Origin of the sequence: Perspicuibacillus lycopersici (assembly GCF_025660475.1) — a bacterium.
Taxonomy (GTDB): Bacteria; Bacillota; Bacilli; order Bacillales; family Caldibacillaceae; genus Perspicuibacillus; species Perspicuibacillus lycopersici.
Genome location: NZ_JAOUSF010000006.1, coordinates 123,803 through 150,021, shown reverse-complemented (window position 1 = coordinate 150,021; position 26,219 = coordinate 123,803). Strand labels below are relative to the sequence as shown.

General features: G+C 36.2%; 20 protein-coding genes. 4 read left to right on the top strand and 16 right to left on the bottom strand.

The window, feature by feature from the left end:
* Positions 1–119: 119 nt before the first annotated feature.
* The 4 genes from OEV98_RS16410 to araD all read right to left on the bottom strand — a co-directional run bounded on the left by OEV98_RS16410 (position 120) and on the right by araD (position 5,288).
* Positions 120–1,217 carry a GntR family transcriptional regulator gene (locus tag OEV98_RS16410; protein ID WP_263074499.1) on the bottom strand — a complete coding sequence of 366 codons (1,098 nt, stop codon included), beginning with the start codon at positions 1,215–1,217 and terminating at the stop codon, positions 120–122.
* 184 nt (positions 1,218–1,401) lie between these two features.
* Entirely contained in the window at positions 1,402–2,886 is a 1,485-nt protein-coding gene (gene araA, locus OEV98_RS16405) for an L-arabinose isomerase (protein WP_263074434.1), read from the bottom strand.
* Between the two features lie 31 nt (positions 2,887–2,917).
* Positions 2,918–4,585 (bottom strand): ribulokinase, encoded by a 1,668-nt coding sequence (locus tag OEV98_RS16400; protein WP_263074433.1) that lies wholly within the window; start codon positions 4,583–4,585, stop codon positions 2,918–2,920.
* A 16-nt stretch (positions 4,586–4,601) separates the two neighbouring features.
* Positions 4,602–5,288, bottom strand: coding sequence for an L-ribulose-5-phosphate 4-epimerase (gene araD, locus OEV98_RS16395; RefSeq protein ID WP_263074432.1), 687 nt, complete (start codon positions 5,286–5,288; stop codon positions 4,602–4,604).
* 410 nt (positions 5,289–5,698) lie between these two features.
* Between araD and OEV98_RS16390 the strand changes: the two genes are divergently transcribed.
* Positions 5,699–7,186: an alpha-N-arabinofuranosidase gene (locus OEV98_RS16390; protein WP_263074431.1), complete on the top strand. Its 1,488-nt coding sequence runs from the start codon at positions 5,699–5,701 to the stop codon at positions 7,184–7,186.
* A 106-nt stretch (positions 7,187–7,292) separates the two neighbouring features.
* Here OEV98_RS16390 and OEV98_RS16385 read toward each other — a convergent pair whose 3' ends face one another.
* On the bottom strand, positions 7,293–9,035 hold the full coding sequence (locus OEV98_RS16385; RefSeq protein ID WP_263074430.1) for a phospho-sugar mutase: 1,743 nt from the start codon (positions 9,033–9,035) through the stop codon (positions 7,293–7,295).
* Between the two features lie 246 nt (positions 9,036–9,281).
* On the opposite strand from OEV98_RS16385, the gene OEV98_RS16380 reads away from it, so the two are divergent.
* Complete coding sequence (locus tag OEV98_RS16380) at positions 9,282–9,947, top strand: HAD hydrolase-like protein (RefSeq protein ID WP_263074429.1); 666 nt, start codon at positions 9,282–9,284, stop codon at positions 9,945–9,947.
* Positions 9,948–10,037: 90 nt separating this feature from the next.
* Here the strand turns inward: OEV98_RS16380 and mgrA are convergent, their stop codons facing one another.
* Positions 10,038–11,030, bottom strand: coding sequence for an L-glyceraldehyde 3-phosphate reductase (gene mgrA / locus OEV98_RS16375; RefSeq protein ID WP_263074428.1), 993 nt, complete (start codon positions 11,028–11,030; stop codon positions 10,038–10,040).
* 147 nt (positions 11,031–11,177) lie between these two features.
* Between mgrA and OEV98_RS16370 the strand changes: the two genes are divergently transcribed.
* Positions 11,178–12,170: a Gfo/Idh/MocA family protein gene (locus tag OEV98_RS16370; RefSeq protein WP_263074427.1), complete on the top strand. Its 993-nt coding sequence runs from the start codon at positions 11,178–11,180 to the stop codon at positions 12,168–12,170.
* Between the two features lie 59 nt (positions 12,171–12,229).
* On the opposite strand, the gene OEV98_RS16365 is transcribed toward OEV98_RS16370, so the two are convergent.
* The 8 genes from OEV98_RS16365 to OEV98_RS16330 form a co-directional block, all read right to left on the bottom strand.
* Positions 12,230–14,386, bottom strand: a complete 2,157-nt coding sequence (locus OEV98_RS16365) for an alpha-galactosidase (RefSeq protein ID WP_263074426.1) — start codon at positions 14,384–14,386, stop codon at positions 12,230–12,232.
* Positions 14,387–14,527: 141 nt separating this feature from the next.
* Entirely contained in the window at positions 14,528–16,594 is a 2,067-nt protein-coding gene (locus OEV98_RS16360; protein ID WP_263074425.1) for a beta-galactosidase, read from the bottom strand.
* Positions 16,595–16,660: 66 nt separating this feature from the next.
* Complete coding sequence (locus OEV98_RS16355) at positions 16,661–17,452, bottom strand: Nif3-like dinuclear metal center hexameric protein (RefSeq protein WP_263074424.1); 792 nt, start codon at positions 17,450–17,452, stop codon at positions 16,661–16,663.
* Positions 17,453–17,651: 199 nt separating this feature from the next.
* Positions 17,652–18,710: a Gfo/Idh/MocA family protein gene (locus OEV98_RS16350; RefSeq protein WP_263074423.1), complete on the bottom strand. Its 1,059-nt coding sequence runs from the start codon at positions 18,708–18,710 to the stop codon at positions 17,652–17,654.
* Positions 18,711–18,796: 86 nt separating this feature from the next.
* Positions 18,797–19,819, bottom strand: a complete 1,023-nt coding sequence (locus tag OEV98_RS16345; protein WP_263074422.1) for a Gfo/Idh/MocA family protein — start codon at positions 19,817–19,819, stop codon at positions 18,797–18,799.
* Between the two features lie 50 nt (positions 19,820–19,869).
* Complete coding sequence (locus tag OEV98_RS16340; RefSeq protein WP_263074421.1) at positions 19,870–20,640, bottom strand: sugar phosphate isomerase/epimerase family protein; 771 nt, start codon at positions 20,638–20,640, stop codon at positions 19,870–19,872.
* A gap of 314 nt (positions 20,641–20,954) precedes the next feature.
* The gene (locus tag OEV98_RS16335) at positions 20,955–21,830 is read right to left on the bottom strand and encodes an AraC family transcriptional regulator (protein WP_263074420.1); all 876 of its coding nucleotides are present in this window, start codon (positions 21,828–21,830) and stop codon (positions 20,955–20,957) included.
* A gap of 92 nt (positions 21,831–21,922) precedes the next feature.
* The gene (locus tag OEV98_RS16330) at positions 21,923–22,963 is read right to left on the bottom strand and encodes an AI-2E family transporter (protein ID WP_263074419.1); all 1,041 of its coding nucleotides are present in this window, start codon (positions 22,961–22,963) and stop codon (positions 21,923–21,925) included.
* Between the two features lie 359 nt (positions 22,964–23,322).
* On the opposite strand from OEV98_RS16330, the gene murB reads away from it, so the two are divergent.
* Entirely contained in the window at positions 23,323–24,240 is a 918-nt protein-coding gene (murB, locus tag OEV98_RS16325) for a UDP-N-acetylmuramate dehydrogenase (protein ID WP_263074418.1), read from the top strand.
* An 82-nt stretch (positions 24,241–24,322) separates the two neighbouring features.
* On the opposite strand, the gene panF is transcribed toward murB, so the two are convergent.
* Both panF and OEV98_RS16315 read right to left on the bottom strand, forming a co-directional pair.
* Positions 24,323–25,759, bottom strand: coding sequence for a sodium/pantothenate symporter (panF, locus tag OEV98_RS16320; RefSeq protein ID WP_263074417.1), 1,437 nt, complete (start codon positions 25,757–25,759; stop codon positions 24,323–24,325).
* A gap of 41 nt (positions 25,760–25,800) precedes the next feature.
* Entirely contained in the window at positions 25,801–26,082 is a 282-nt protein-coding gene (locus OEV98_RS16315) for a YhdT family protein (protein ID WP_263074416.1), read from the bottom strand.
* Positions 26,083–26,219 lie beyond the last annotated feature (137 nt).

Genomic DNA, 26,219 nt, shown 5'->3' with positions numbered 1-26,219 from the left:
TCATACGTACATCATAAAACGAGAATATAGACTTAATTTATTTGTTTCCACATTTCAATCATTCAAAAAAAATGGCTGATCGATTCATGCTTCGATCAGCCATTGTTTATTCTACTTTCTTAATTATCCTCCACCGCTATCGTGGAATTACGTAATACTAAACCTGGTTCAAATACATAGGATTCTAATCTTTTCATATCCTTTGTATTTTGACTATTCGTATGTCTTATTAATTCAATAATTAGATTAGCAGCCACTTCTCCAAGCTCACTCTTTGGATGTTTAATAGATGTTAATTTCACTTCTGAAATTTCCGCTAAGAACGAGTCATCAAAACCTACTATAGAAATATCCTCAGGGACACTTAAATTTCTCTGCCTTAAAACATCCAGTATTTTCATCGCAAGTTGATCATTATAGCAAATAATTCCGGTAATCTTTTCCGGTGAATTATCTAATTTCTCATTTAACAAATCGATTACTGTATTTTTTTCTGCCGTATTATACGTCACAATGTTTTGTGGATTAATTGGTATGCCATATTCCCGGTGTGCCTTTAAGTACCCCTTCATCCGTTTGGATCCTTGGATATCATCGGTTTTGAAAAAGCCTAATATATTTTTATGTCCTTGCTTTATCAAATGCTCTGCTTGTAAATAGCCACCTTCCATGTCATTTACTGTTACACTTATTGGTTCCAGCTCATCATAAAATGCGTTAATCATAATGTATGGAATTTTTAAGGCTTCTAAATTTAAATAGTAGTTAATATTAGGGTTTGCAATGGCACTTTTCGTTGGCTCTACAATTACACCATCATATCGATGTGCAATTACGGTTTCTAAAATTCTTTTCTCATTTTCATGGTCATTATTCGTACTAAATAAACTGATTTGATATCCTTCCTGGGTTAATACTCGTTCTGCACCTCGGATGATAGAAGGAAAAATATAATCTGATATATAGGTAGTAATAATGGCAATACTTTTCACGGCAGATTTAATCGTGTTTTCTTCATTTGTAGAACGCTCCGAAACGTACGTACCAGAACCTTGTTCCTTATATAGCCATCCCTCACTTACTAGTTCACCTAACGCTAATCTCACGGTATGACGGCTAACATTAAATTGTTTCATTAGTTCACTCTCAGAATTTATCTTTTGGTATGGTTGAAAAGTACCATCCAATATTTTTGATTTAATCCAACGTTTCACCATACTATATTTTGACTCACTCACAAAGCTACACTCCACTTCATTATTTAGAACTACTTATTCGCACAAGTAGGATACCATACTAATTATTATTTGTAAAAAATAGAATTATATAAACAAAGAAACTGACCAAACTGTCAGTTTCTTTATTTTCCCCTACTTATCGATATCTATTTTTTTATTCCATTTATCCCCAAGTTTTATCGCTTAATTTCAATTCATTTCGAAACCTTGGCATATTTGTATTTTTATCAATAATAATACACTCAATATTCACCATATCTGCAAAATCGTATAATTGTTCTGTTGTCACTGCTAACGAAAGAACGGTATGATGCGCACCTCCGGAATAAATCCATGCTTCAGTCGCAACACTTAAAGAAGGCTCAGGCTTCCATAGTACTTTCGCCACTGGAAGATTTGGTGTTGCCAAAGTTGGCTGTTCCGCTGCTATTTCATTTATGATTAAACGATAACGACCACCCATTTCAACTAGTGACACAACAATACCTTCTCCTGCTTTTCCATCAAATACTAATCTTGCTGGATCCTCTTTTCCGCCAATTCCTAATGGACGAACAATAATTTTCGGTTTTGTTGCTGCAACCGTTGGACATACTTCCAACATGTGTGCCCCTAATATTGTTTCATTGCCTGGCTCTAAATGATACGTATAGTCCTCCATAAATGTAGTATCTTTGTTATCGGCAATAATTTTCATTAATCGAAGTAATGCGGACGTCTTCCAATCACCTTCACCAGCAAATCCATATCCTTCTGCCATTAATCGTTGTGCAGCTAATCCTGGAAGCTGCTTCATCCCATGTAAATCTTCAAAGTTAGTGGAAAATGCCGTATACTTTCCTTCTTGAAGAAATTCTTTTAAAGCAATTTCCATTCTAGCTTGCTCTTTTACAGCATCTTGAGCTGGACCTGGAACTAGTGCTGTTTCTTCGATCTCATATAATTCCTTGTATTCGTTAAATAATGCATCCACTCTTTCCTCTGATACTTCCTTCATTTTCACTACTAAATCACCAATTCCATAATAATCTACGGACCAGCCAAATTTCATCTGCGCTTCAACTTTATCTCCATCCGTGACTGCAACATTTCGCATATTATCCCCGAACCTGGCGACACGAATATTTCTTCCCTCAGCAACAGCTATTGCCGTTTTCATCCAAGAGCCAATTTTCCCTTGAACTTCTGGATTTTCCCAATGACCAACAACTACTTTACGAGCAATTCTTAAACGAGTGACCATATAACCAAATTCCCGATCACCATGTGCCGATTGATTTAAATTCATAAAATCCATGTCAATAGTGTCCCACGGAATATCACGATTATATTGGGTTGCTAAATGTAATAATGGCTTTTGCAAAGCAGAAAGGCCAGCTATCCACATTTTCGCTGGTGAAAAAGTATGCATCCAAGTAATTAATCCAGCACAATTTTCATCCGCATTAGCTTGTAATATTAATCGATGAATATCATCACTTGTCGTGAGTACTCTTTTAAATTCTATTTTATATGGAAGGCCACCTTTTAGATTCAACCCTTCCACAAGACTCTTTGAGTTATTTTCTACCTCTAGTAGTACGTCTTCTCCATATAAATGCTGACTTCCTGTGACAAACCAAAACGTATAAGGTCTAACTTCTAACATTATGCTTCCTCCTCAGTTATAGGTAATATTTTTATCGTGCAATATTTCGTAAAGCTTTTAATCGCTTCATCACATTGTTTTCTCCACGTCCAAAATAGTCATGAAGAAGCTTATATTCCTGATAAATTTTTTCGTAGATTGCTACATGTTCCGCAATTGGTAGAATAACTTCATCCTTCAGACGTGCCATATTTTTTGCTGCACCTAAAATATCGTCATATCCACCTGCTTCTTTTCCTGCTGCAACCGCAGCAAACATTGCTGCACCTAAAGCAGGTGTTTGTTTTGAAGCAGCAATTTTTATTGGAAGATTTGTAACATCTGCATAAATTTGCATTAATAATTGGTTCTTTTGTGGTAATCCGCCACAGGCATATAATTCGTTTACTTCCACACCATTTTTCTTAAAAGCTTCAACAATCGTACGGGTTCCAAAAGCAGTTGCTTCTAAAAGTGCTCGATAAATTTCCTCTGGTTTTGTTTGAAGAGTCATACCAATAATCAGTCCACTCAATTCGGTATCCACTAAAACTGACCGATTCCCATTCCACCAATCAAGGGCAACTAATCCACTTTCACCAGGAGTATAGGTAGCTGCCTTTTGTTCTAAATATTGATGAATAGATAATCCTTGTTTCACAGCCAATTCTTGAACGTATGCAGGGACACCTTCTTCTACATACCATTCAAAAATATCTCCAACAGCTGATTGCCCTGCTTCATATCCAAAATAGCCAGGAATTATCCCATCCTCTACAACTCCACACATACCTTCGACTTCTTTTTCCTCTTTGCCTAATAACATATGGCAAATAGAAGTCCCCATTGCCATCACAAGTTTTCCCGGTTCCACAACTCCCATTGCAGGAACGGCTGCATGCGCATCTACATTCCCTACTGCAACGGCAATTCCTTCAGGTAATCCCGTAAGTACTGCCATTTCCTTTGTTAATGTCCCTGCCTTCGTACCTAGTGGGAGAACATTGCCTCTTAATTTCGTCTCTACTATATTTTCCAATCGGGGATCTAGCGCTTTAAAAAAGTCTTTACTTGGATATCCATCTTGCTTATGCCAAATCGACTTATATCCCGCCGTACAGCTATTTCGTGTTATATTACCTGTTAATTGAGATATGACCCAATCCGTTGCTTCTACAAATTGGTCTGCCTGCTCATAAATTTCCGGAGCTTCATCAAGGATTTGCCAAATTTTTGCGATCATCCATTCCGATGAAATTTTACCACCATATCGTGGTAAAAATTTTTCTCCTCTTTTCTCTGCAATACTATTAATCTTATTTGCCTCATCCTGAGCCGCATGGTGTTTCCACAATTTCACCCAGCTATGGGGATTACGAGCTAGCTCCTTATTTAAGCAAAGTGGCTGAAGATTTTGATCAATTGGCAGCATTGTACAAGCCGTAAAATCAATCCCAATTCCAATGACATCTTTCGGATTAATTCCTGATTCGTTAATAACAGCTGGAACGGATTTTCTAATTACTTCTATATAATCAAGCGGATGCTGAAGCGCCCATTCATGTTCTAACTCAATAGGTACATCTGGTAAAACCTCATCAATAACACCATGCGTATAAGGTGTCACATGATCTGATACCTCTTGCCCATCTGTTAATGACACTAGAACTGCCCTACCCGATTGTGTTCCATAATCAATCCCTATCGTATATTTAGTCATCTATATACCCTCCCTGTTATTGCCCATAATAGGCATTTACTCCATGCTTTCTATAAAAGTGTTTTTCTAGTAAAATACTGTCCATTTCCGACAAATCAGGGTTTAATAGAAATGCATTTAATGCCATTTTTGCAACTTCCTCTAATACAACCGCATTATGTACCGCCTCATGAGGATCTTTTCCCCAATTAAATGGGGCATGGCTATGAACTAACACACTTGGTATTTCATTAGGATCTTTTGCTTTAAATGTCTCCACAATGACATTTCCTGTTTCCAATTCATAATTTGTAAGAATCTCCGATTTTTTCATTGGTCTTGTGCAAGGAATTGGTCCATTAAAATAATCTGCATGTGTTGTTCCTAATGGGGGGATATCTTTACCAGCTTGAGCCCAACTTGTTGCCCAAGGTGAATGGGTATGTACTACTCCGCCAATCCCAGGAAAATGTTTGTACAATACTAAATGGGTAGGTGTATCAGATGACGGTTTAAGTGATCCTTCTACAATATCCCCTTCTAAGTTCACAACAACTAGATCATCAATCGTCATATCGTCGTATTCCACTCCACTTGGTTTAATGACAACTAGACCAGTATCTTTATCGTAACCGCTTACATTACCCCAAGTATAGGTCACTAATCCGTACTTTGGTAATGCTTTATTCGCTTCTAACACCGCTTCCTTAAGCTCCTTTAACAAATGAAAACAACTCCTTTGCAAATAAAATTTAAGTAAAATAAATCGCTTTCATAATTTTATATTAATACAATTTGTACGTACATTCAATAAAAATGTTGACATATTCTTTAACAAGTTTATTATTTTTATAATATTTTTCAAAACGGTTATTGAAGCAGCAATATTCCTTCGCTTTACTATAACAACGCTATATTAAGTGGATTTCTTTCATCCTTTCAGACAGATAAAACATACAGATAATAGAAATATACCACTTTATTATGATTGACATGTACGAACAAGGGTAATAAAATCATGGTAAATAGTTATATAGTTTACTATTTATAGTTTTAGTGGATTAGAGATTATTCTATTTACTCATTTTTCCTATCTAAAGAAAGCGGATACATATTTCGAAAGGAGTTTATTCTATGACAAATCAAATCATCATTAATACAGATATTGAGAAATCTAAAATTAGCAAACATATTTATGGACATTTTGCAGAGCATCTTGGCAGAGGGATATATGAAGGAATTTGGGTTGGTGAAGACTCCACAATCCCTAATACGAACGGCATTCGAAGTGATGTACTGAAAGCATTAAAAAATATTAACGTACCCGTTTTACGCTGGCCAGGGGGCTGTTTCGCCGATGAGTATCATTGGAAGGACGGTATTGGTCCTCGGGAAAGCCGAAAGAAAATGGTAAATACCCATTGGGGCGGTGTGGTAGAAAATAACCATTTCGGTACCCATGAGTTTATGATGTTGTGTGAGCTTTTAGGCTGCGAACCATATATTTGTGGAAATGTAGGAAGTGGTACCGTTCAAGAAATGTCAGAATGGGTAGAATACATGACCTTTGACGGTGAATCTCCGATGGCAAATTTACGAAAGGGCAACGGCCGAGAAGAACCTTGGAAGCTAAAATATTTTGGTGTTGGAAATGAAAATTGGGGTTGTGGTGGGAATATGCGTCCAGAATATTACGCGGACCTTTATCGTCGCTATCAAACGTACGTAAGAAATTATACAGACAACCGTATTTATAAAATTGCTGGTGGAGCTAATGTAGATGATTACAATTGGACCGAAGTATTAATGAAAAATGCCCATTGGCTAATGGATGGTATTAGTCTTCATTATTATACAATACCAGGAGACTTTTGGAAGGGAAAGGGATCTTCCTTAAACTTCACAGACAATGAATGGTTTATTACATTGAAAAAAGCATTATTTATGGATGAATTAATTAGAAGGCATGGAACAATTATGGACAAATATGATCCAGAAAAACGAATTGGGCTCATTATCGATGAATGGGGAACTTGGTTTGATCCTGAACCAGGGACAAATCCTGGATTTTTATATCAGCAAAATACGATTCGTGATGCACTTGTAGCAGCAATTCACTTTAATATTTTCCATGAACATTCTGACCGTGTACATATGACAAATATCGCTCAAACCATTAATGTATTACAGGCAATGATACTTACAGAGGGGGAAAAAATGATTTTAACGCCAACCTATCATGTATTTGAAATGTTTAAAGTCAACCAAGACGCTTCACTTCTTGCGGTTGAATGTAATTTGGAAAATTATCAGCTTGAAGATGATGTATTACCTAAAGTTAGTGTTTCCTCAAGTAAAGATGGCGAAGGAAAAGTTTATGTGAATCTTGCTAATTTAGATCATACGAGTCCGACGGAGCTATCAATTGAATTAAGAGGAATTTCTCTCGAGGAGACAACAATAACAGGGAGAATTTTAACAGCAAATACTACAAATGCACATAATACCTTTGAACAACCGAATAATGTAAAACCAACGGTATTTGCAAGCTTCACTGTTGCAAATAACCAATTATCCGTCAAACTTCCTCCAATGTCCGTTGTCGTTTTATCGTTAGAATAAGGAATATTCATAAACAAAAAGTTAAAAAGGATTATATAAATAACAAAAGTCTAACTGGTAGGTAATATAATCCAGTTAGACTTTTTGTAATAAAAACGATTATCTCTTATTTATTCACAATCCCCTGCACGGTTTCCATTACAGATTCTTGTAGTTGGTTTAGTAAACTCACGCTGTTTTCTAATGAGGTTCCTCTAACAGCAAAGTAAAATTTACATTTTGGTTCTGTTCCTGACGGGCGAACACAGAACCAAGAGCCATCCGCTAAGAAATATTTTAACACATTCGATTTCGGTAGATTGATTGGGCTTAATTTACCTGTTTCAAATTCTTTACGAATGCTTTCACGATAATCCTCTACCGCAGTTACTGCGATTCCCGCCATTTCTTTTGGTGGATTTGCCCGAAATTCTTCTAAAATACCAGCAATTTGTTCAGCACCATCTTTTCCTTTTAATGTCAACGATTGTAAGCCTTCACGATAATATCCATATTGCGCAAAGATATCCATTAACCCATCGTACAAGCTCTTTCCTTGTGCTTTGTAATATGCTGCAACCTCTGCTGCAAATAATGCAGCTTGCACCGCATCCTTATCACGAACAAAGTCTCCTATTAAATAGCCATAGCTTTCCTCATAACCAAATTGGAAAGTATGTACACCCGTTTTTTCATATTGTTTTATTTTTTCCCCAATAAATTTAAAGCCTGTTAACGTATCAACAGTAGGTAGTCCAAAGCTGTCTGCAATTGCACGTCCAATTTCAGAGGTAACAATTGTTTTCAATACAACGCTATTTTCTGGTAAAATACCTTTCGCTTTCTTTTGCGATAGAAGGTAATGAAGCATGATTGCACCTGTTTGGTTACCAGTTAACACTTCATACTCTCCCTCATTGTTTTTCACAACGACACCAAGACGATCACAGTCTGGATCAGTACCTAATAAAATATCTGCATCTAATTCTTTTCCATAGCGAATCGCAATTTCAAATGCAGCATGCTCTTCTGGATTAGGAGATTTTACAGTAGAAAAATTTGGATCAGGTTGTTCTTGTTCTTTTACTACCGCTACATTTTCAAATCCAAACATTTTCAAGCCAGTTTGAATAAGCTTATTAGAGGTTCCATGTAATGGCGTAAAGACAATTTGTAAATCTTTTCCGACGCTGTCTACAAGCTCTTTATTTAATTGAATCGATTTTACTTGTTCTAAATATGCTTCATCAACATCTTCTGCGATGTATTGAAGTGTTCCGTTTTCTAATAATGCCTTCTCATCCGCAACTTTAATTGTTAGCTCATCTTTTACTTCATTAACAAAATTTACAAGCAAATCTGCTTCCTTCGGTGGTAGTTGTCCCCCATCGTCACCATATACTTTAAAACCATTATATTCAGGTGGATTATGACTAGCAGTAATTACTACACCTGCAGCTGCTTTCAAATAGCGTACAGCAAATGATAATTCTGGAGTTGGACGTAATTCTGAAAATAAATATGCTTTAATCCCATGTTTTCCAACCGTTTTCGCAACTTCTAATGAAAACTCAGGGGACATATGTCTCGAATCATAGGCAATAACTACGCCACGTTTTGCTAATTCCTCCCCTTGGTTTAGCAAAAATTGCGCTAACCCTTCAGAAGCTTTGCGGACAGTATAAATATTCATTCGGTTTGTGCCTGGACCGATTTCTCCACGCATCCCACCTGTACCAAACTCAAGTTCTTTATAAAAAAGGTCCTCTAGTTTCTTCTCATCGTTTTTCAATGAATCTAATTGTTGCTTTAAAGCGGGGTCTAATTCTGCAAAATTCTGCCATTTTTCTGCAATCAATCTCCAACTCATCACATGTTCCTCCTAAATCTCCATGAAATTTCCATTTTATTATATCAAATATAAATTAAAATTTGTATGATAGCTAGTATTTCATCACCTATGGTTATTTACTTACCATACTCTCCAATGAATATAATGACAATATTTTTATCATTTCCCCTCTAAAGATAATTTTCTTTCGGCGACATGTTATAATAGAAACGATTTATATACATACCAATTAGAGTGATAAAAACGATATTTGGAGGTTAGATCATGAATTTACAAACACCAGATGCGATGATTTTTGATATTGACGGAACATTATTTAAGACCGAATCAGTACTTGATGTTGCTTACTTTACTAGTTTTTCTGAATTAAAGGCTCGGGGTTTATATACAGGAGAAACACCTCCAATCGAAAAAATGTATGCATGCTTAGGAATGCTTTTAGAAGATATTTGGTCTAATGTCATTCCGAATGCTTCTAAAGAAAGTGTTGATTACATTAATCAACGTTTAGCAGAATTGGAATTAGAGGAATTAGAAAAAGGTAATGGTAGACTCTATGATAATGTGACTGAAACGCTTCAAGCATTGCACGATAAAGGAATTCGATTATTTGTCGCGAGTAACGGGCTTGAGGATTATGTAAAAGGTGTTGTTCAATGTTGTGGACTTCAGTCTTTATTTGAAGGTGTATATAGTGCCGGGGAATATCAAACCGCTACAAAAGTTGATTTAGTAAAAATGATACTCGACAAGCATCAATTAAAAAATTCGTGGATGGTTGGTGACCGCTCTTCTGATGTTAAAGCAGGAAAAGAAAATGGGCTTATTGTTGTCGGCTGCGATTACGCAGATTTTAAAAAAGCAGGCGAATTAGAAGGGGCAGATATTATCGTAACGGAATTTAAAGAAATACTAAACCATATAGATTAGATGGTTTGCAAAAATTATCTCCATCTATTACTTATTATCAATAAAGACCCGACAAACTTTCGTATGTTGTCGGGTCTTTCGATATTTCAATTATGCTTTTAAAATTTTTTCAATTGCTTGTAATTCTTCGTCATCGAAGTCCAAATGCTGTATTGCACCTACACTATCTTCCAATTGACTTATTTTACTTGCTCCAATTAAGACAGAGGTAACTCTTCCGCCACGTAGCACCCAAGCTAATGCCATTTGTGCAAGACTTTGTCCACGTTGTTGTGCAATTTCATTTAATGCTTGTACTTTATTAATGGTTTCTTCTTTTACATCATTTGCATTCAAAAATGGTGAAGTAGTTTTGGCTGCTCGCGAATCCTCCGGAATTCCATGTAAATACTTGTTCGTTAATAAGCCTTGTGCAAGTGGACTAAAGGCAATGGATCCAACACCGTTTTCTTCTAATACATCCAACAATCCATCCTCTACCCACCGATCAAACATGGAATATCTAGGTTGATGAATTAATAACGGCGTCCCTAATTCCCGTAATATTTCCACTGCAGCTTTCGTTTGTTCCGCATTATAGTTAGAAATCCCAACATATAACGCTTTTCCTTGTTTAACAATGTGATCCAATGCCATCATCGTTTCCTCAATTGGTGTATTCGGATCCGGACGATGAGAATAGAAAATATCCACGTAATCTAACCCTAACCGTTTTAAGCTTTGATCAAGGCTAGCAATTAAGTATTTTCGTGAACCCCAATCTCCATACGGTCCTGGCCACATATAGTAGCCGGCTTTTGAGGAGATAATCATTTCGTCACGATAAGGTGCAAAATCAGATTTCAACATTTTCCCAAACATCTCTTCAGCAGATCCAGCAGGTGGGCCATAGTTGTTAGCAAGGTCAAAATGGGTAATACCTAAATCAAAAGCTTTCCGTAATAAAGCCCTTCCATTTTCAAACGTATCTACCCCGCCAAAATTATGCCATAGCCCTAAAGAAACAGCAGGAAGCAGCAGGCCAGATTTTCCTACTCGATTATATTTCATTTCCTCATATCGATGTTCATTTGCTGAATACATTTATTCTCCTCCTATCCTTATTAAACTGCTGTTGCCGAAATTTTACTTCTGTTTTATCTAAAAAAATTATATAATAAAACCCGAAATAAATATATTAACTTGTCTTACGAAGACTTACCCTATTCGTAACAAAAGGAGTGAATATCATTGGTTAGATTCGGTATCATTGGAACCAATTGGATTACAGAAAAATTGTTAGACGGTGGTTTTCAATTAGATAATTTTTCATTAACCGCTGTTTATTCTCGTACGGAAGAACGGGCGAAAGAATTTGCAGAAAAATATCAGGTGGAAAACATTTTTACTGATTTAGAGGCGATGGCAGCAAGTGATAGCTTTGATGCTATTTATATAGCTTCTCCTAATTCACATCATGCCAAGCAGTCAATGCTATTCATGGAGCACGGCAAACATGTAATTTGCGAAAAACCTTTTGCTTCACATGAAAGAGAAGCCGAGTTAATGATTGCTTGTGCACAAAAAAATAAGGTTCTACTGATGGAAGCAATGAAAACAACATTTGTTCCAAGCTTCTTAAGCATAAAAGAAAATCTACATAAAATCGGGAAAGTCCGTCGTTATGTTGCTAACTATTGTCAATATTCCTCTCGTTATGATAAGTATAAAGAAGGAATTATATTAAATGCCTTTAAACCAGAGTTTTCGAATGGTTCCTTAATGGATATTGGCATTTATTGTGTTTATCCGATGGTAGCGCTCTTTGGCGAGCCCGATAAGGTACAAGCAACTGGCTATATGCTTGAATCCGGTGTGGATGGACAAGGCAGTATTTTATTCACATATAAAGATATGGAGGCAGTTGTCTTTCATTCAAAAATATCCAATTCCTTTATACCTTCTGAAATCCAAGGGGAAAATGGCACGATTATAATTGATAAAATATCTAGTCCATCGAAGGTAGAGATCCATTTTAATGATGGAAGCATTGAGGATATAAGCAAACCACAAATCGAAAATACGATGTATTATGAATTGAAATCGTTTATCGAGCTTATCGAAAGTGGCAAAACCGAATCATCGATTAATTCATATTTCAATTCACGTATTACCGCACGTCTATTAGAAGCTGCTAGAAAACAAGTGGGAATCGTATTCCCAGCAGATAAAGTAAACGAATAAAAATCTCCCCCATTATTTGTGTATTCCATAAGTAATGGGGGATTATTTTTATTTATTTATTAATCTACTGCCTGTAGCTTAATGCAAACACTATAGAAATCCTTCCGTGCAAGATGGATTGGGTAACCTGCTTGCATAAGCAAATCACCACCATATATTTCTTTCGATTCCTCTACTTGATAATTTTTATTACTATCTAGCCCACTTAATAAAATCCGTTGATAGGCAGCATTTGGTTTCGATAAAACTCTATTGTAAAATACGACTGCTTTGTTTTTATCCTTGGAAACGAACATCCAGGAAGCTTCATTTCCTTCAAATGGACTTTTCAGACGGTAAAGATCGCCTTGTTGCACAAGAGATCGGATGCTTTTATATAATTCTACCTGCTGTTTTACAATTTCTATTTCTTCCTTTGTTAATTTCGTTAAATCCATTTCATAGCCAAAGTTCCCACTCATTGCAACATTTCCCCTAGTAGTTAAAGGAGTCATTCTACCTACTTGATGATTCGGTACAACAGAAATATGGGCACCAATGGCACTTGTTGGATATACAACACTTGTTCCATATTGAATTTTTAACCGTTCAATCGCATCGGTGTCGTCACTAGTCCACGTCTGCGGCATATAGAACAGCATTCCTGGATCAAAACGACCGCCACCGCTTGAACAGTTTTCGAATAATATATGTGGGAATTTTTTTGTAAAACGTTCCAGTAGCTCGTAAAGTCCGAGCACATACCGATGCGGTAGTTCCATTTGCTGTTCCGGTAATAATGCCTCAGATCCTATTTCGGTCATATACCGATTCATATCCCATTTAATATACGAAACAGGAACATTCGTAAAAATAGCACTCAATCGATTAAATATGTAATCCCGTACATCTTTACGGCTATAGTCCAAAATTAATTGATGGCGAAATTCCGTCCGCCTGCGTCCCTTTACATGAATACACCAATCTGGATGATTTTTGTAAAGCTCGCTTTTCGGAGATATCATTTCTGGCTCCACCCAAAGCCCGAACGCCATTCCCATACCATTAATTTTTTTCGCTAAGCCATCAAGACCATTCGGAAGCTTTTCTTTGTTGACATACCAATCGCCTAATGAAGTAGTATCATCATTCCGTTTCCCAAACCAGCCATCATCTAAAACAAACAACTCTAACCCTACTTGCTTTCCTACTTTCGCAATTTCCAATAGCTTTTCTTCATTAAAATCAAAATACGTTCCTTCCCAATTGTTTACTAAAATTGGTCGTTCCATATCACGATAGGCTCCTCTTGTTAAACGCTCCCGATATAATGTATGGAAGGTGCGTGACATGTCTCCAATTCCATTAGAGGAATATACCATGATAACTTCTGGTGTATGGAAGGTTTGACCAGGTGCTAAATTCCAATAGAAATTAAAAGGATTCAATCCCATCGATACCCTTGTTTGATTATATGGGTCTACCTCTGCCTCCGCTAAAAAGTTACCACTGTAAACAAAGCTAAAGCCGAAAACATCGCCATGATTCTCATCAGCATTCGGACGCGCCAATGCAAAAAACGGATTTAGTTGGTGACTACTTACCCCTCTTTTACTATCGATTGAAAGATTCCCAGGCTTTAACGGTGTTCTTTGCATATGTGCTTCCCGACCCCATGCTCCAGCAAGATAAATTGCTTCATAATTTGAATCATGGAAATCCACTGTCGTACTTAAAGCCCGTAATAATTTCAGCGACTTTTTCCCATTGTTAAAAAATCGTACCGATCGTGCAATAACATTAGCTTTTTCAAAAATGGTGTAATATAAATAAACTTCGAGTTTCGTATAGTTATCTATCAATTGCAACTCTAATGTATGTGCTTCATCATCTGCTTCCACATATACAGCCGGTAGACCTTCTAATGGCGGCTTACCATCTATTAACCGATATCCAGTATAAATTAACTCACTGACCCTACTACCATCATCCGCTATTTCGATTTGATAGGCAGGGCTGCGAAAATCACCCGATCCATATTGCGGATACTCCTGTGGAAGTCGGTCAATAAAATTCTTTTTTTGCTGTGTTAGTATGCTAGCTAAATGATCACCATGTCTCAGCCGCTTTCCCCAGTAGGCATGGGCAGGATAACCATTTATAATTTGAAGACAGTAGCTCATGTTTTCGGATTGCAGGTGAAAAACTTTATCTTTTTTTAAGAAAAAAATGGACATACACTCACCTCAATATTTTTCTATTGATTATGCAAAATTATCCATGTATATCATTACATACCCTCTTCTTACTGCTTCTTCCGCTCCTCTTGAAAATATGTAGACAATTTATCTTGAAAGCTATCGAATATAGCGGAAAATTTACTTACTAGTATTTTTCAAAACAATTTTGACTTCATATTTATCTAGTATTATTTCCCCGGTTATTTCGTCTCCAGTAATTATATCTTTCACAGTATCGGAAAAGGCAATTAGTTGTTTCTCTTCCGTGAAATTCATGACAAAAATATAATCTTCGGATGCGGACTTTCTTACTTGTACCGAAACACCCTTTCCATGTTTTACAGATGCTGCAGGCATAATAGCAAGCTCATCAATGATTTCATCATAGAAATCTGTATGGAATTGATTTTCCAATCGAGCACCAATATAATATGCTTTTCCATTTCCATAGGAATGACTAGTTATAGCTGCTGTATTTGCATAGAAGTCTTGTAAATATATTCCTTCACTTTTTGCACCATGAACAGAAAGTACAGTCGCATAATCCTTTAATTGATAGATTTTGTTATGAAAGGAAACATAATTTTCGTCTTTCGGATATAAAGTGTCTGTTTCTAACAGATTAATTCCAAATACTTCTTGCAAATCATGATGCCAGCCACATAAGTACGTTAAGTCATGTTCATTCACTAGTCCGCTAATATAAGTCATCACAAGTCTTCCACCATTTGCAACAAAGGATTTCAAACGAGAAATTGTATCTTCACTTACTAAATATAGCATTGGCACTATTAGTAATTTATAGGAAGAAAAGTCCTGTTCCTTTGTGATGACATCTACCGGAATATCCTTTTCCCAAAACGGACGATAATGCTGCTGTAAAGTTTGCGGATAGCGCTTTGTATCCATCCCAAAACCTTGTGCATCATTGATTGCCCAATTACTCTCCCAATCATATAGGATTGCAATATCAGCAGGTCGATTCGTCCCAATAATATCTGTTAACTTCTCTAATGTTTCTCCAACCTTTGCAACTTCTTGAAACACACGATTGTTTGGACTATTATCATGATCTACTACTGCACCATGAAATTTTTCAGAAGAACCTCGTGATTTTCTCCATTGAAAATACAGCACACTATCTGATCCGTGAGCAATCATCTGCATAGAGGACAACAGATGCATTCCCGGACGCTTTGCTTTATTGATTGGATGCCAGTTTACATTACTTGGCGTTGATTCCATTAATAGGAACGGCTGCTGCTTTAAGCTCCTGTATAAATCATTGATAAACCCTACTTTTATCGCTAAATCAGCCGTACTTTCCCAGTCATTGTGCCAGGAGGGATATGCATCCCAGCTAATAACATCCAAATGCTTAGCAAATTTACTATAATCTAATCCTTGGAAGGGAATTAAGTCAACGGTGTCAGCCATAAAATTCGTGGTGATAGGAATATTTGGTGTTAGCTCTCTTAACGGTACAATTTCATTTTCGTAAAATGATATTGTTTGCTCTGTAACAAATCGTTTCCAATCAAGCTTCAAGCCATGAACGGCATTTTCCCCAATTGGTGATGGTGACTCAATTTGTGACCAATCGGTAAATGTATGACTCCAAAACGGTCCCCACCATGCATCATTCAATGCTTGTAAATCATTATTATATTTTTCCTTTAGCCAGTTTCTGAATGCATCTTGACATAAATTACAATGACATTCCCCACCATATTCATTTGAAATATGCCACAGTAAAAGCGCTGGATGATCTCCGTATCGCTCGGCTAACTTCCGATTGATTTTCTGCGTCTTTTCTCGATATATCGGAGAAGTAAAGCAGTGATTATGTCTTCCACCATGAAGCTGTTTTTGTCGGTTTTCATTGACACGTAAGATCTCTGGGTATTTTTGCGACATCCATGCAGGCCGCGCACCACTTGGGGTTGCAAGGATAACCTTTCCGCCAATTTTGTGGATGTTTTCAAAAATAGTATCTAACCAAATAAAGTTGTATTCTCCCTCTCTTGGTTCCAGTGTACTCCAAGCAAATATCCCTACAGAAAATGTATTCGTATGGGACAATTTCATTAATTTCACATCATATACTAAAATATCGGGACGATTTAGCCACTGATCTGGATTGTAATCTCCACCATGAAGCATAAAGCTGGCATTAGTAACATATGTTTTCTCATGCGTTGACATGTATTCTTCCTCCTAAACCAGTAATAGTGAAACAACTATTATTCTTTAACTCTTTAATTCTATTCCCTAAATCACCTGAAATAATGGTTGCATAGAAATAAAATTGGTTGGGATGGTTGGAAATTTTCCTTGCACTAGTTTTGCTAAATAACGCATTCCCGGTTCTTCACTTTCAGCATGTCCTAAGGCGATTACTGCCTTGTTTCTTCCTTGACTAATCGCATCCCGAACATATTCTGGCGTCTCCCACTCCGGCCCTTCTCCAAATAAGACAAGATCTAAATCATATTTTTCCATTAAAGGGATTGCAGTGGAACCTCCACCTCTATAACCAACTAATAGTCCTACACGCTGACATTTCATCGAAAGGTCTCCTACACAACGTAAATAGTCCATCCCTAACTTTCCTTTTACATATTGCGCAATATCAAATACGGTTGTCATTGGGAGTTGAACAATGGTTGCAGTTGGCAGCTCATCTGAAATGTATGGCTCCCATTCTAATGCTTGTACGAGTCCCTTCGTAATCCCATCCGGCTGATAGCGATGCCAATAATCGTGAAACCGAAATACAGCAAGTCCAGATTCCTTCAATAATTTTTCCTTTTCTTCATGCACTTGGTTTTCTCCGTATGGCTTTTCATCCCAATGGTTGTAAAATAAGCATTCATGGGTGATTAATAGATTTGCTCCTAAATCGATTGCCTGTTGGATAACGCGATAAGTTGGCATAAACGCAATTGCAATTCCATTGACCACTGCATTTTCTGAACCAAACTTTAACGTATCGACTGTATTTTTAGGAACCTCTATATTGTTTTTTAATAATTGCAGTACATCATTAACTGTAACCTTCATCTAGCTAGTCTCCTTCACAATAATATTGCACGATACTACCTGAACTTTAGACCGCGACTGAATACTTATTATTTTATGAAATATCTATCATATATATCCAGAAAATTCTTTAATAGCAACTTTAGTTAATGATAAAATAGCTGAACCCTATTTGTGAGTCCAGCTAGTAAATTGTGTAACGTTCTATTTAATTATCAACCTATAAAGAAAGCTTAATCACTTCGTTATTCTCAGCTGCTTTGAAAATTACTTCCATTAGTTTTAATATACGTAGCACTTCTTCGTTTTTGACAATAGCCTCTGCTTTCTTTTCAATAACAGAAACTAAATTTTCATAGAAGTCCTCCATTGATTTTTCAACACTAGGTAAAGCTAACGTACTCGTTGCTTCCTCTGAAGGTGGTGCCATTGTTTTTGTTAAACCTTGACCAGCCTGAATAGGTTTTGGTGCTGCAGCTAATACATCCGAATTTTGTTTAACAATTTTACCATTAATACTCCAATCATTGATGATAGCTGTTCCTTCTGTTCCTTTGATATACCATCTTGGAAGCGTGATGAAGTTTGTAGTACCTACTTCAACTAAAGCATTTATGCCATTTTCAAATGTAAGATACGTTTGGAATCCATCATCCACCTCATCACCTAAAATATAGCTCAAGTTCGCATACACACTTGTAAGCTTACTATCTACCATAAATAATAGCTGATCTAATAAGTGGACACCCCAATCAAGTACCATACCGCCACCATGCTCTTTTAAATGACGCCAATCACCTGGAATCCCATTTGCTCCATGCACTCGAGATTCAATTTGAAATACATCGCCGACCATTTTTTCATCAAACATTTTCTTCGTTGTTAAAAAATCTTGGTCCCAACGACGGTTTTGGTGTACCATTAACACTTGATTATTTTCCTCTGCAACAGCAATCATTTCTTCAAAATCTTTACTGTAAATAGTAACTGGCTTTTCACAAACTACATGTTTTTTTGCATTCAACGCACGGATTGCAATTTCTTTATGCACGTCATTTGGTGTTGCTATTAGGACGATATCAATTGTTTCATCCGAACATATGGCATCTAAGCTGTCATATACTTGGTAACCATCCGTAATGGCAGCTTCCATTCTTTCCGGATTGATATCATAAATTCCAGTAATCGCTATTCTTGGTTGGTCTTTTAAAATATGATTCGCATGGTAGCCTCCCATACCGCCATATCCTACAATTGCCAAGTTATATTTTTTTTCCATCGTCAAGTCCTCCAGTATGTTACGGTAAATTTATTGATGATTTGCAACGTTCCACCGTCTATAACCTATTCATTACGAAAGTAAAATTATAGGGATACGATTTTTTTCGTTTCCATTGATTCAATAGCCCCTAAAATAATCTCTAAAGATTTCTTTCCTTCTTCGCCTGTAATTAGTGGCTCTTTATCTGTTAATAAGCAATTTGCAAAGTGGTCAATTACATGTGAAGTTGTTTGTCCACCTTCTTCATTTGTTTGAATTTTGCTTAGCTTATGGTTGACTACTTCACCGTTTCGATACTCTTCGATTAAGGAATACTCTGGGTCTGCTTCTAATTTAAGAATACCGTTTTCACCATAAATAATAGTCGAGTTATCTCCACCTGGAGCATATGCCCAGCTTGCCGCTAATGTACCAATTACGCCATTTTCTGTTCGTAAAATGCAAACCGCATTATCATCGACTTCAGAATAAGACTTCGCATTCGTTTCAATGAAACTACCAACCTCTGAGAATTCCCCTAATAGGTAGCGCATTAAATCTGCTTTATGAACACCAAGGTCCCCCATTGCTCCAATAAATGCTTTTTCTTTATTAAAGAACCAGCTATCTGCACCATCAATACTCCAGCCTTCAGGACCGCCATGACCAAATGTTGTTTTAAAGCTATAAATTTTCCCTAGCTTGCCACTTTCAATAATTTCTTTTGCCTTTTGATGGGACGCAACAAAGCGTTGATTATGTCCAATCATCAGCTTACGACCATTTGCTTTCGCTGCTTCAATCATTGCCTCTGCTTCTTCTTTTGATGTTGCCATTGGTTTTTCACATAGTACATGTTTCCCTGCATTTAATGCAGCAATAGATACAGGAGCATGCAAATAGTTTGGTAAACATACACTAACGGCATCTAAATTTTCTAAGTTTACTAGTTCTTGATAATCAGTATAGGCTGTTGCTCCATATTGCTTTGCCATTTCTTCTGCACGCTCTGGAACAATATCACATACTGCCACGATTTCTACATTTTTATTTGCATGATATTCTGGTAAATGACGATATCTTGCGATACTTCCACAGCCGATTACTCCAACTTTTAATGTACTCATTTTATATTCCTCCAAATGATGATTTTTTTATGAATTGTTCGTTAATTACTTTATGCTTTCGTTAAATACGGAAGCTTAGATTTTAAATAATGTAAGCTCATTTCAATACTCTCTAATGGGTTACGACGACATACATCTTGTTCCACAACCCACCATTGGACATTTGCCTCTTCACCAATATGTAGAACTGATTCCAAATCTACTCCACCTGTACCTAATTCAGCAAACGCTTTCTCTTCATCTGTTGTCATGTCTTTCAAATGTACAATTGGTGTGCGTCCTTTAAACCGTTTAATCCATTCGACTGGTTGTTCACCAGATTTTTGTAGCCAATAAATATCAAACTCTGCTTTCAAAAATTCGGGGCTTGTATCGTTTAAAATCGCCTCTAATGCCGTTCTACCATCCGATAGACGCTCTAGTTCAAAATCATGATTGTGGTAACAAAGTGTTAATCCTTCTTTTTCCACAATTTCCCCTGCTACTTGTAAAAAGGCTATTAACGAAAGGTAATCTTCTTCTGAACGTTCGTCAGGCATTAAAAATGGACAAACGATATAAGAACTTCCTAATATTTTTTGTTCTTCAATTACTTGAGCTAAGTTCGTTTTTAAGTCACTTAAAGGTACATGACTAGACGCAGCCTTCAGTCCCAATTTATCTAAATGCTCTCTTACTTCTTCTGGTGAATGTCCAAACAGCCCCGCAAACTCCACCCCATCGTACCCCAGCTCTGCTACCTTTGCTAAAGTACCTAGAAAATCTTCAGCACATTGATCACGTAACGTATACATTTGAACTGCTACAGGAATGTTTTTCATCGAATTACCCCTTTCAGTTAAAACGTTTTCATTTTTTTGTAAAAATTTTTCCAATCCACACTATCCTGTCCATATTATCGATTGAAAAATAAAGGCGGATTTCTATCAGATTGTTGTTTTTCATAAGATATGAAATCTTGAATGAACGGTTGAGCAACTATAATACACGTAGACTCCCGCAGGAAAGCGGAGTGTATTTAATCGGCTATTTACTAATAGCAACAATCTTACGAAACAGCCAAAATAAAAAGGCATATCCTACTGTCTCCTTAAGAATACAGCAGAAGTATACCTTTTTCTTCCTTAATATCTAATTAATTATTCCCGTATTTTGACTTTTTATATTTCAATGGCGAAGTGCCGAATTTTTCCTTAAATAAATGATGAAATGTTTTTACACTATGAAAACCTGCTAAGCTTGCCACCTCAATCATTTGCAAATCATCATTCAATAAAATCCATTTCGCTTTATTTAAACGGTAATCATTCAAAAAGGTAACAAACGTCTGTCCAGTTAATTTTTTAAAATACCGCGTAAAATATTGTGGATTAAAGCCAAGATATTGTGAAATATCCTCAATCGTAATCTTTTGCTGATAATGTTCTTCAATAAACGAGAAAATTTTATTTAAATTATCAATGAGAATTTTCGGATTTGAAATTGCCTCCGACTGATATTGATTCGATTTCTCATCCGAGTACACTGTTCGATATAACCAGAGGATCAGCTCATACATTTTCGACTTAATGGCATATAAATACCCTTTTTCTTTTTGAATCATCTCTTCATATATTTCTCGAATTAATGATTGCAGCCTAGTTACTGTAGATTCCGGCCAAGTGAGGCTTGATTTTTCAAAGCCATTCAATAATTGCAAAAGCGAGTGTTCTTCCTTGTTTATTAGTCTCATATCTTTAAAGAATGAATGATCAAACATAACAACAATCCGCTCACTATCAGGAGACGAAAGGTAATAATGTACCTCTCCGCCATTAATAATACGAATTTCTCCTGCTGCCATTGTTAAAATGGTATCGTTGATTCCTATATTTAATGTTCCCTTTAAAACATAGACAATTTCCACTTCTTTATGCCAGTGTGGAAGAACGTTTAAATCTCCACTATTAAAAAAACAGGCGATCGGAAATTCATTGTTATCCTTACGAATTTCTAGATATGAATTCCTCAAAATAATTGCCTCCAAAAGATGCATTTTATTTCTAATACATGATTCGTTTATCATTGTAGCCTTTCAATCAATAGGTGGTGACGACGAGCCGATTATTTTTTACTTTTAACGGGCTTTGCCGCAGGGTCTAACGTCTTCACTCCTAATACATCTAACAAAAAGACGAATATCGGAATTCCTAAAATCAATCCCCATACTCCAAAGAAATGCTCCCCAAAAATTAGGACAATAAAAGTATAAAATACCGGTAAGTTAGTTTTCGATGACATTAGTTTTGGATTCAACACATACGCTTCAATAGCATGCACTACTGCAACCATGATTAAAATATATACAACATGCATCAAACCGCCAATACTATAGGCGATAAAGCATAATGGGATAAGTGAAATGATAACTCCAGCAACCGGAATTAATCCTAAACAGAAAACCATAATTGCCAAGCCAAAAAGATTTGGAAAGTGTAAAAACCAAAGGAATACAGTTGTGATAAACATATTAACCGAAGCAATAATAAATTGGGCTTCAATTACTTTACCAAACGTATTCGCAAACTTTCCACCAAAGTATTTAATTTCGTTATAGAAGGAGCTAATCTTACTATGTTGAAATTTATTCGTAAATACGATTATTCTTTCTTTCTCTAACAAGAAAAATAAGCTTAAAATTAACGCAATAAAGACCTGAAGTCCTACTGTCCCAATGTCGTTAACAAATTTCAAAATAACCGTAACTCCCGTTTCTAAATAGTTCGAGATATTGTATTTCTCCAATAGATCAAATATATAATTCAATATAACATTGTCTGTTGAAATCGGTTTTGAATAAAAATCCGCTAATTGATGAAATAATTGAGTTACTTCATTTATAATAATCGGTAAATATTTAACTGCACCATAGACAAGCAAAGAAACTGCAGCAACATAAATAGCAAGTACTGTAACCTTTCGATTAATAGGAATTCTTTTCGTAATAAATTGTTCCAAGCCATTAATTAAAAACGAAAAAATAAACGTTAATAAAACAATGTTTATGATGCTGCCAATTAAAAATAAAACAAAAATAATAATTGAAAAAATTAAAAACCGTTTTACGCCTGTTCTTTGAAAGAATTTGTAAATATCGTTCGTCACTAGCCTCTTCCTATCTATATTTATTTCTATTACTTACAGAAAATTTTGTATTCTTTGCATGTATTATGTACTACTACCTTTATTTTATCATAGAAGGTTATTTGAAGCTTTATAAAACGAAAAATTTCCTTACTATTTTCCTACTTGTATTACACTTGACTACATTTTTTTAGTTCGGATTTCATTCGTTCCTATGTTTTAATTAAAGACGATCGGAACATTTATTTTCGAAGGGAAATATGATATAACAGAAAAAGCGCCCAAGAAGGTTGCGCAACTCTTTTTTTCACCGTAAGATAAAGTTAGTGGATGAAGCAGCAAAAGCTTTTTCATCACTTACAAATAAAGGATGACTTGAAATGACTAATAATCAGGAAATATATAATCAATTACTAACGATTGTAGATAAAAATAACATCGCCGTTGATGAATATTTACGAAACCATACGTATACTAAATTAGGTGGTAAGGCTGACTTTTTTATTACCCCAAATACTTATGAAGAAGTTGCAGGAATTGTACAATATTGCAAGAAAAAATTGACTCCGTTAACACTGATTGGCAATGGTTCTAATTTGATTGTTCGAGATGGCGGCATTCGCGGAATCGTGCTTTCCTTAAAGAACTTCCATTCCATTACAGCAGACAACAACACAATTACTGCCCAGAGTGGTGCAGCTATTATCGATGTTTCGAGAAAAGCATTGGAGGCACATTTGACTGGTCTAGAATTTGCATGTGGAATTCCAGGAACAGTTGGTGGCGCATTGTATATGAACGCAGGTGCTTATGGTGGAGAAGTAAAAGACGTGCTAGATCATTGCATCGTCGTTGATAAACAAGGAAAGCTCCAAACAAGAACTGCTTCCGAATTAGAGTTATCCTATCGCCATAGCAATATCGAGGAAAAAGGCGATATTGTATTAGAGGCTACTTTTCAATTAAAGCCTGGAAAGTTCAATGCAATCAAAGAAATGATGGATGATTTAACATATCGCAGGGAATCAAAGCAACCATTAGAATATCCTTCCTGTGGCAGTGTTTTCAAAAGACCACCAGGTTATTTTGCAGGCAAGCTAATCCAAGATAGTAACCTTCAAGGCACACGACTAGGCGGTGCAGAGGTTTCCAAAAAACACGCCGGATTCATTGTCAATGTTGACAATGCAACGGCAACCGAATACATCTCCCTTATCGAACACGTGCAAAAAACGGTAAAAGAAAAATTCAATGTTGCCTTAGAAAGAGAAGTTCGGATTATTGGAGAAGATTTATAAGAAGAAAAATAAGATATAAAAAAGGAATAGATGCAAAAATCTATTCCTTTTTGTTTAGATTAGAGTAACTCCCTTTCTATCCTTACAGCGACTGAGCTGTTGCCTTCTTTGTAACTAATGAGCTGATAATAAACGCAATTAACGAGAGTAAAATTGGAAATACAACGGTATGCATACCGAGTGCACTTGGATAATTTCTATCAAACAATATATAAGAAATGACACCAACTAACATCGACATAATCGCCCCATATTTATTCCCCGTCTTCCAATAAAGCCCTAAAATAACTGGCCATATAAACGCCGCTTCCAAACCACCAAAAGCAAACAAATTCAACCAGATAAGAAAATCAGGTGGGCTCAAAGCCATTAAGAAAATGATCACTCCAAGAACTGTAGTTACACTGAAGCTAATCGTTTTTATCTCTTTTGTACTAGCAGATGGATTTATGTAGCTTAAATAAATATCCTTTACTAATGCAGAGCTCACCAAAATGAGTAAAGCATTAACGGTCGACATTATAGCTGCTAACGGGGCAGCTAATACAATTCCTGCTAAAAATGGAGGCAGTACCTTCATTGTTATTGTTGGCATAACGGAATCACCAATTTCAATTCCAGGAATAATCGGCCGAGCAAAAACACCAATCAAATGCATGCCTAACATAATAACACCGACGAAAATTGTACTAATAATAATTGCTCGATGCATCGCTTTTGAATTTTTATAAGACATTGCGCGAACCGTAATTTGTGGCAAACCTACAACCCCAACACCAACTAATATCCAAAAGGAAGATACATACAATGGCGTTAATTCCCGATTAGATCCAAACGGACTTACTAGGTTTGGATTTTCTGAAACTAAATCTGCCATAATATTGCTGATACCACCACCAGCAATAATCGTTGCAATCAGTAATATTAACGTGCCAAAGAACATTACTGTTCCTTGCAATGCATCAGTAATGGCTACAGCTCGGAAACCGCCAACGATAACATAGGCCATTACCGAAACGACAAATACAAATAATGCACTTGTATAATTTATTCCAGCAAGCGATTCAATAAGTCGTGCTCCACCAACTAATTGAGCAGTCATGGAGGAAAAAAGAAAAATAATAATACTCAAGGCAGACAATATCCCTACCCATTTACTTTGGTACCTTTCCTTTAAATAATCAATTAATGTGACCGCCTTGTATTGTCTCGCTACAATTGCAAACTTCTTTCCTAATATCATTAATACAAAATATCCTGCAGGTAGCTGTGCCATCGATAACAAAACCCAGCCAAGACCAGTAGAATATGCTACTCCCGGTCCGCCGATAAAGCTACTTGCACTACCATAGGTGGCCATCATAGTCATTGCTAAAATAAATCCACCTAATTCTCGACTACCTAAAAAATATTCTTGAATAAAAGAACTCGATTGCTTTACATATTTATTAGACCAAAACCCGATGATAAAAAGAATTACTAAAAAAATAATAAGTGGAAATATAATACCCCAATTCATCAAAATCCTACTTTCATCATAATATCGCTTATTTTACCAACCTACTGCTGCATATCCTCTTCTTCAAAAGGAACATCTTTAAAGAATTTTTTCACTGCCCAATATATGAGAATAGACATGATGACAAGACTACCAATACAACTATAAAAAAACCATTCAGGAAAGCCTAAAATATAGTGATATTCTTCTGGCGAGCCTGATCCTAAACCATATGCAAACCCAAACCACCATAGAAAATTAACAATAACTAATCCTACACCCATCCACGCTTCTCTTTTGGCAATTTTAAAACGAGAATCATCGGAAAATGATTTATCTTCCATTTGCAAAACCCCCTTCAAAAACTGGTGAAATATACCTTCAATCATTGTAACCAATTGCTTGTCCATCAACAAGTGTAGTGAATGCGCTAAATGCATCCTTTTTAATTGGATTCTTCCATAGCTACTGTAAACATAGG

Bases quoted from the DNA above. Each gene is read 5' to 3' on its own strand.
- OEV98_RS16410 (WP_263074499.1), bottom strand. From the start codon at position 1,217: ATGGTGAAACGTTGGATTAAATCAAAAATATTGGATGGTACTTTTCAA.
- araA (WP_263074434.1), bottom strand. From the start codon at position 2,886: ATGTTAGAAGTTAGACCTTATACGTTTTGGTTTGTCACAGGAAGTCAG.
- OEV98_RS16400 (WP_263074433.1), bottom strand. From the start codon at position 4,585: ATGACTAAATATACGATAGGGATTGATTATGGAACACAATCGGGTAGG.
- OEV98_RS16390 (WP_263074431.1), top strand. From the start codon at position 5,699: ATGACAAATCAAATCATCATTAATACAGATATTGAGAAATCTAAAATT.
- OEV98_RS16385 (WP_263074430.1), bottom strand. From the start codon at position 9,035: ATGAGTTGGAGATTGATTGCAGAAAAATGGCAGAATTTTGCAGAATTA.
- OEV98_RS16380 (WP_263074429.1), top strand. From the start codon at position 9,282: ATGAATTTACAAACACCAGATGCGATGATTTTTGATATTGACGGAACA.
- mgrA (WP_263074428.1), bottom strand. From the start codon at position 11,030: ATGTATTCAGCAAATGAACATCGATATGAGGAAATGAAATATAATCGA.
- OEV98_RS16365 (WP_263074426.1), bottom strand. From the start codon at position 14,386: ATGTCCATTTTTTTCTTAAAAAAAGATAAAGTTTTTCACCTGCAATCC.
- OEV98_RS16360 (WP_263074425.1), bottom strand. From the start codon at position 16,594: ATGTCAACGCATGAGAAAACATATGTTACTAATGCCAGCTTTATGCTT.
- OEV98_RS16355 (WP_263074424.1), bottom strand. From the start codon at position 17,452: ATGAAGGTTACAGTTAATGATGTACTGCAATTATTAAAAAACAATATA.
- OEV98_RS16350 (WP_263074423.1), bottom strand. From the start codon at position 18,710: ATGGAAAAAAAATATAACTTGGCAATTGTAGGATATGGCGGTATGGGA.
- OEV98_RS16345 (WP_263074422.1), bottom strand. From the start codon at position 19,819: ATGAGTACATTAAAAGTTGGAGTAATCGGCTGTGGAAGTATCGCAAGA.
- OEV98_RS16340 (WP_263074421.1), bottom strand. From the start codon at position 20,640: ATGAAAAACATTCCTGTAGCAGTTCAAATGTATACGTTACGTGATCAA.
- murB (WP_263074418.1), top strand. From the start codon at position 23,323: ATGACTAATAATCAGGAAATATATAATCAATTACTAACGATTGTAGAT.
- panF (WP_263074417.1), bottom strand. From the start codon at position 25,759: ATGAATTGGGGTATTATATTTCCACTTATTATTTTTTTAGTAATTCTT.
- OEV98_RS16315 (WP_263074416.1), bottom strand. From the start codon at position 26,082: ATGGAAGATAAATCATTTTCCGATGATTCTCGTTTTAAAATTGCCAAA.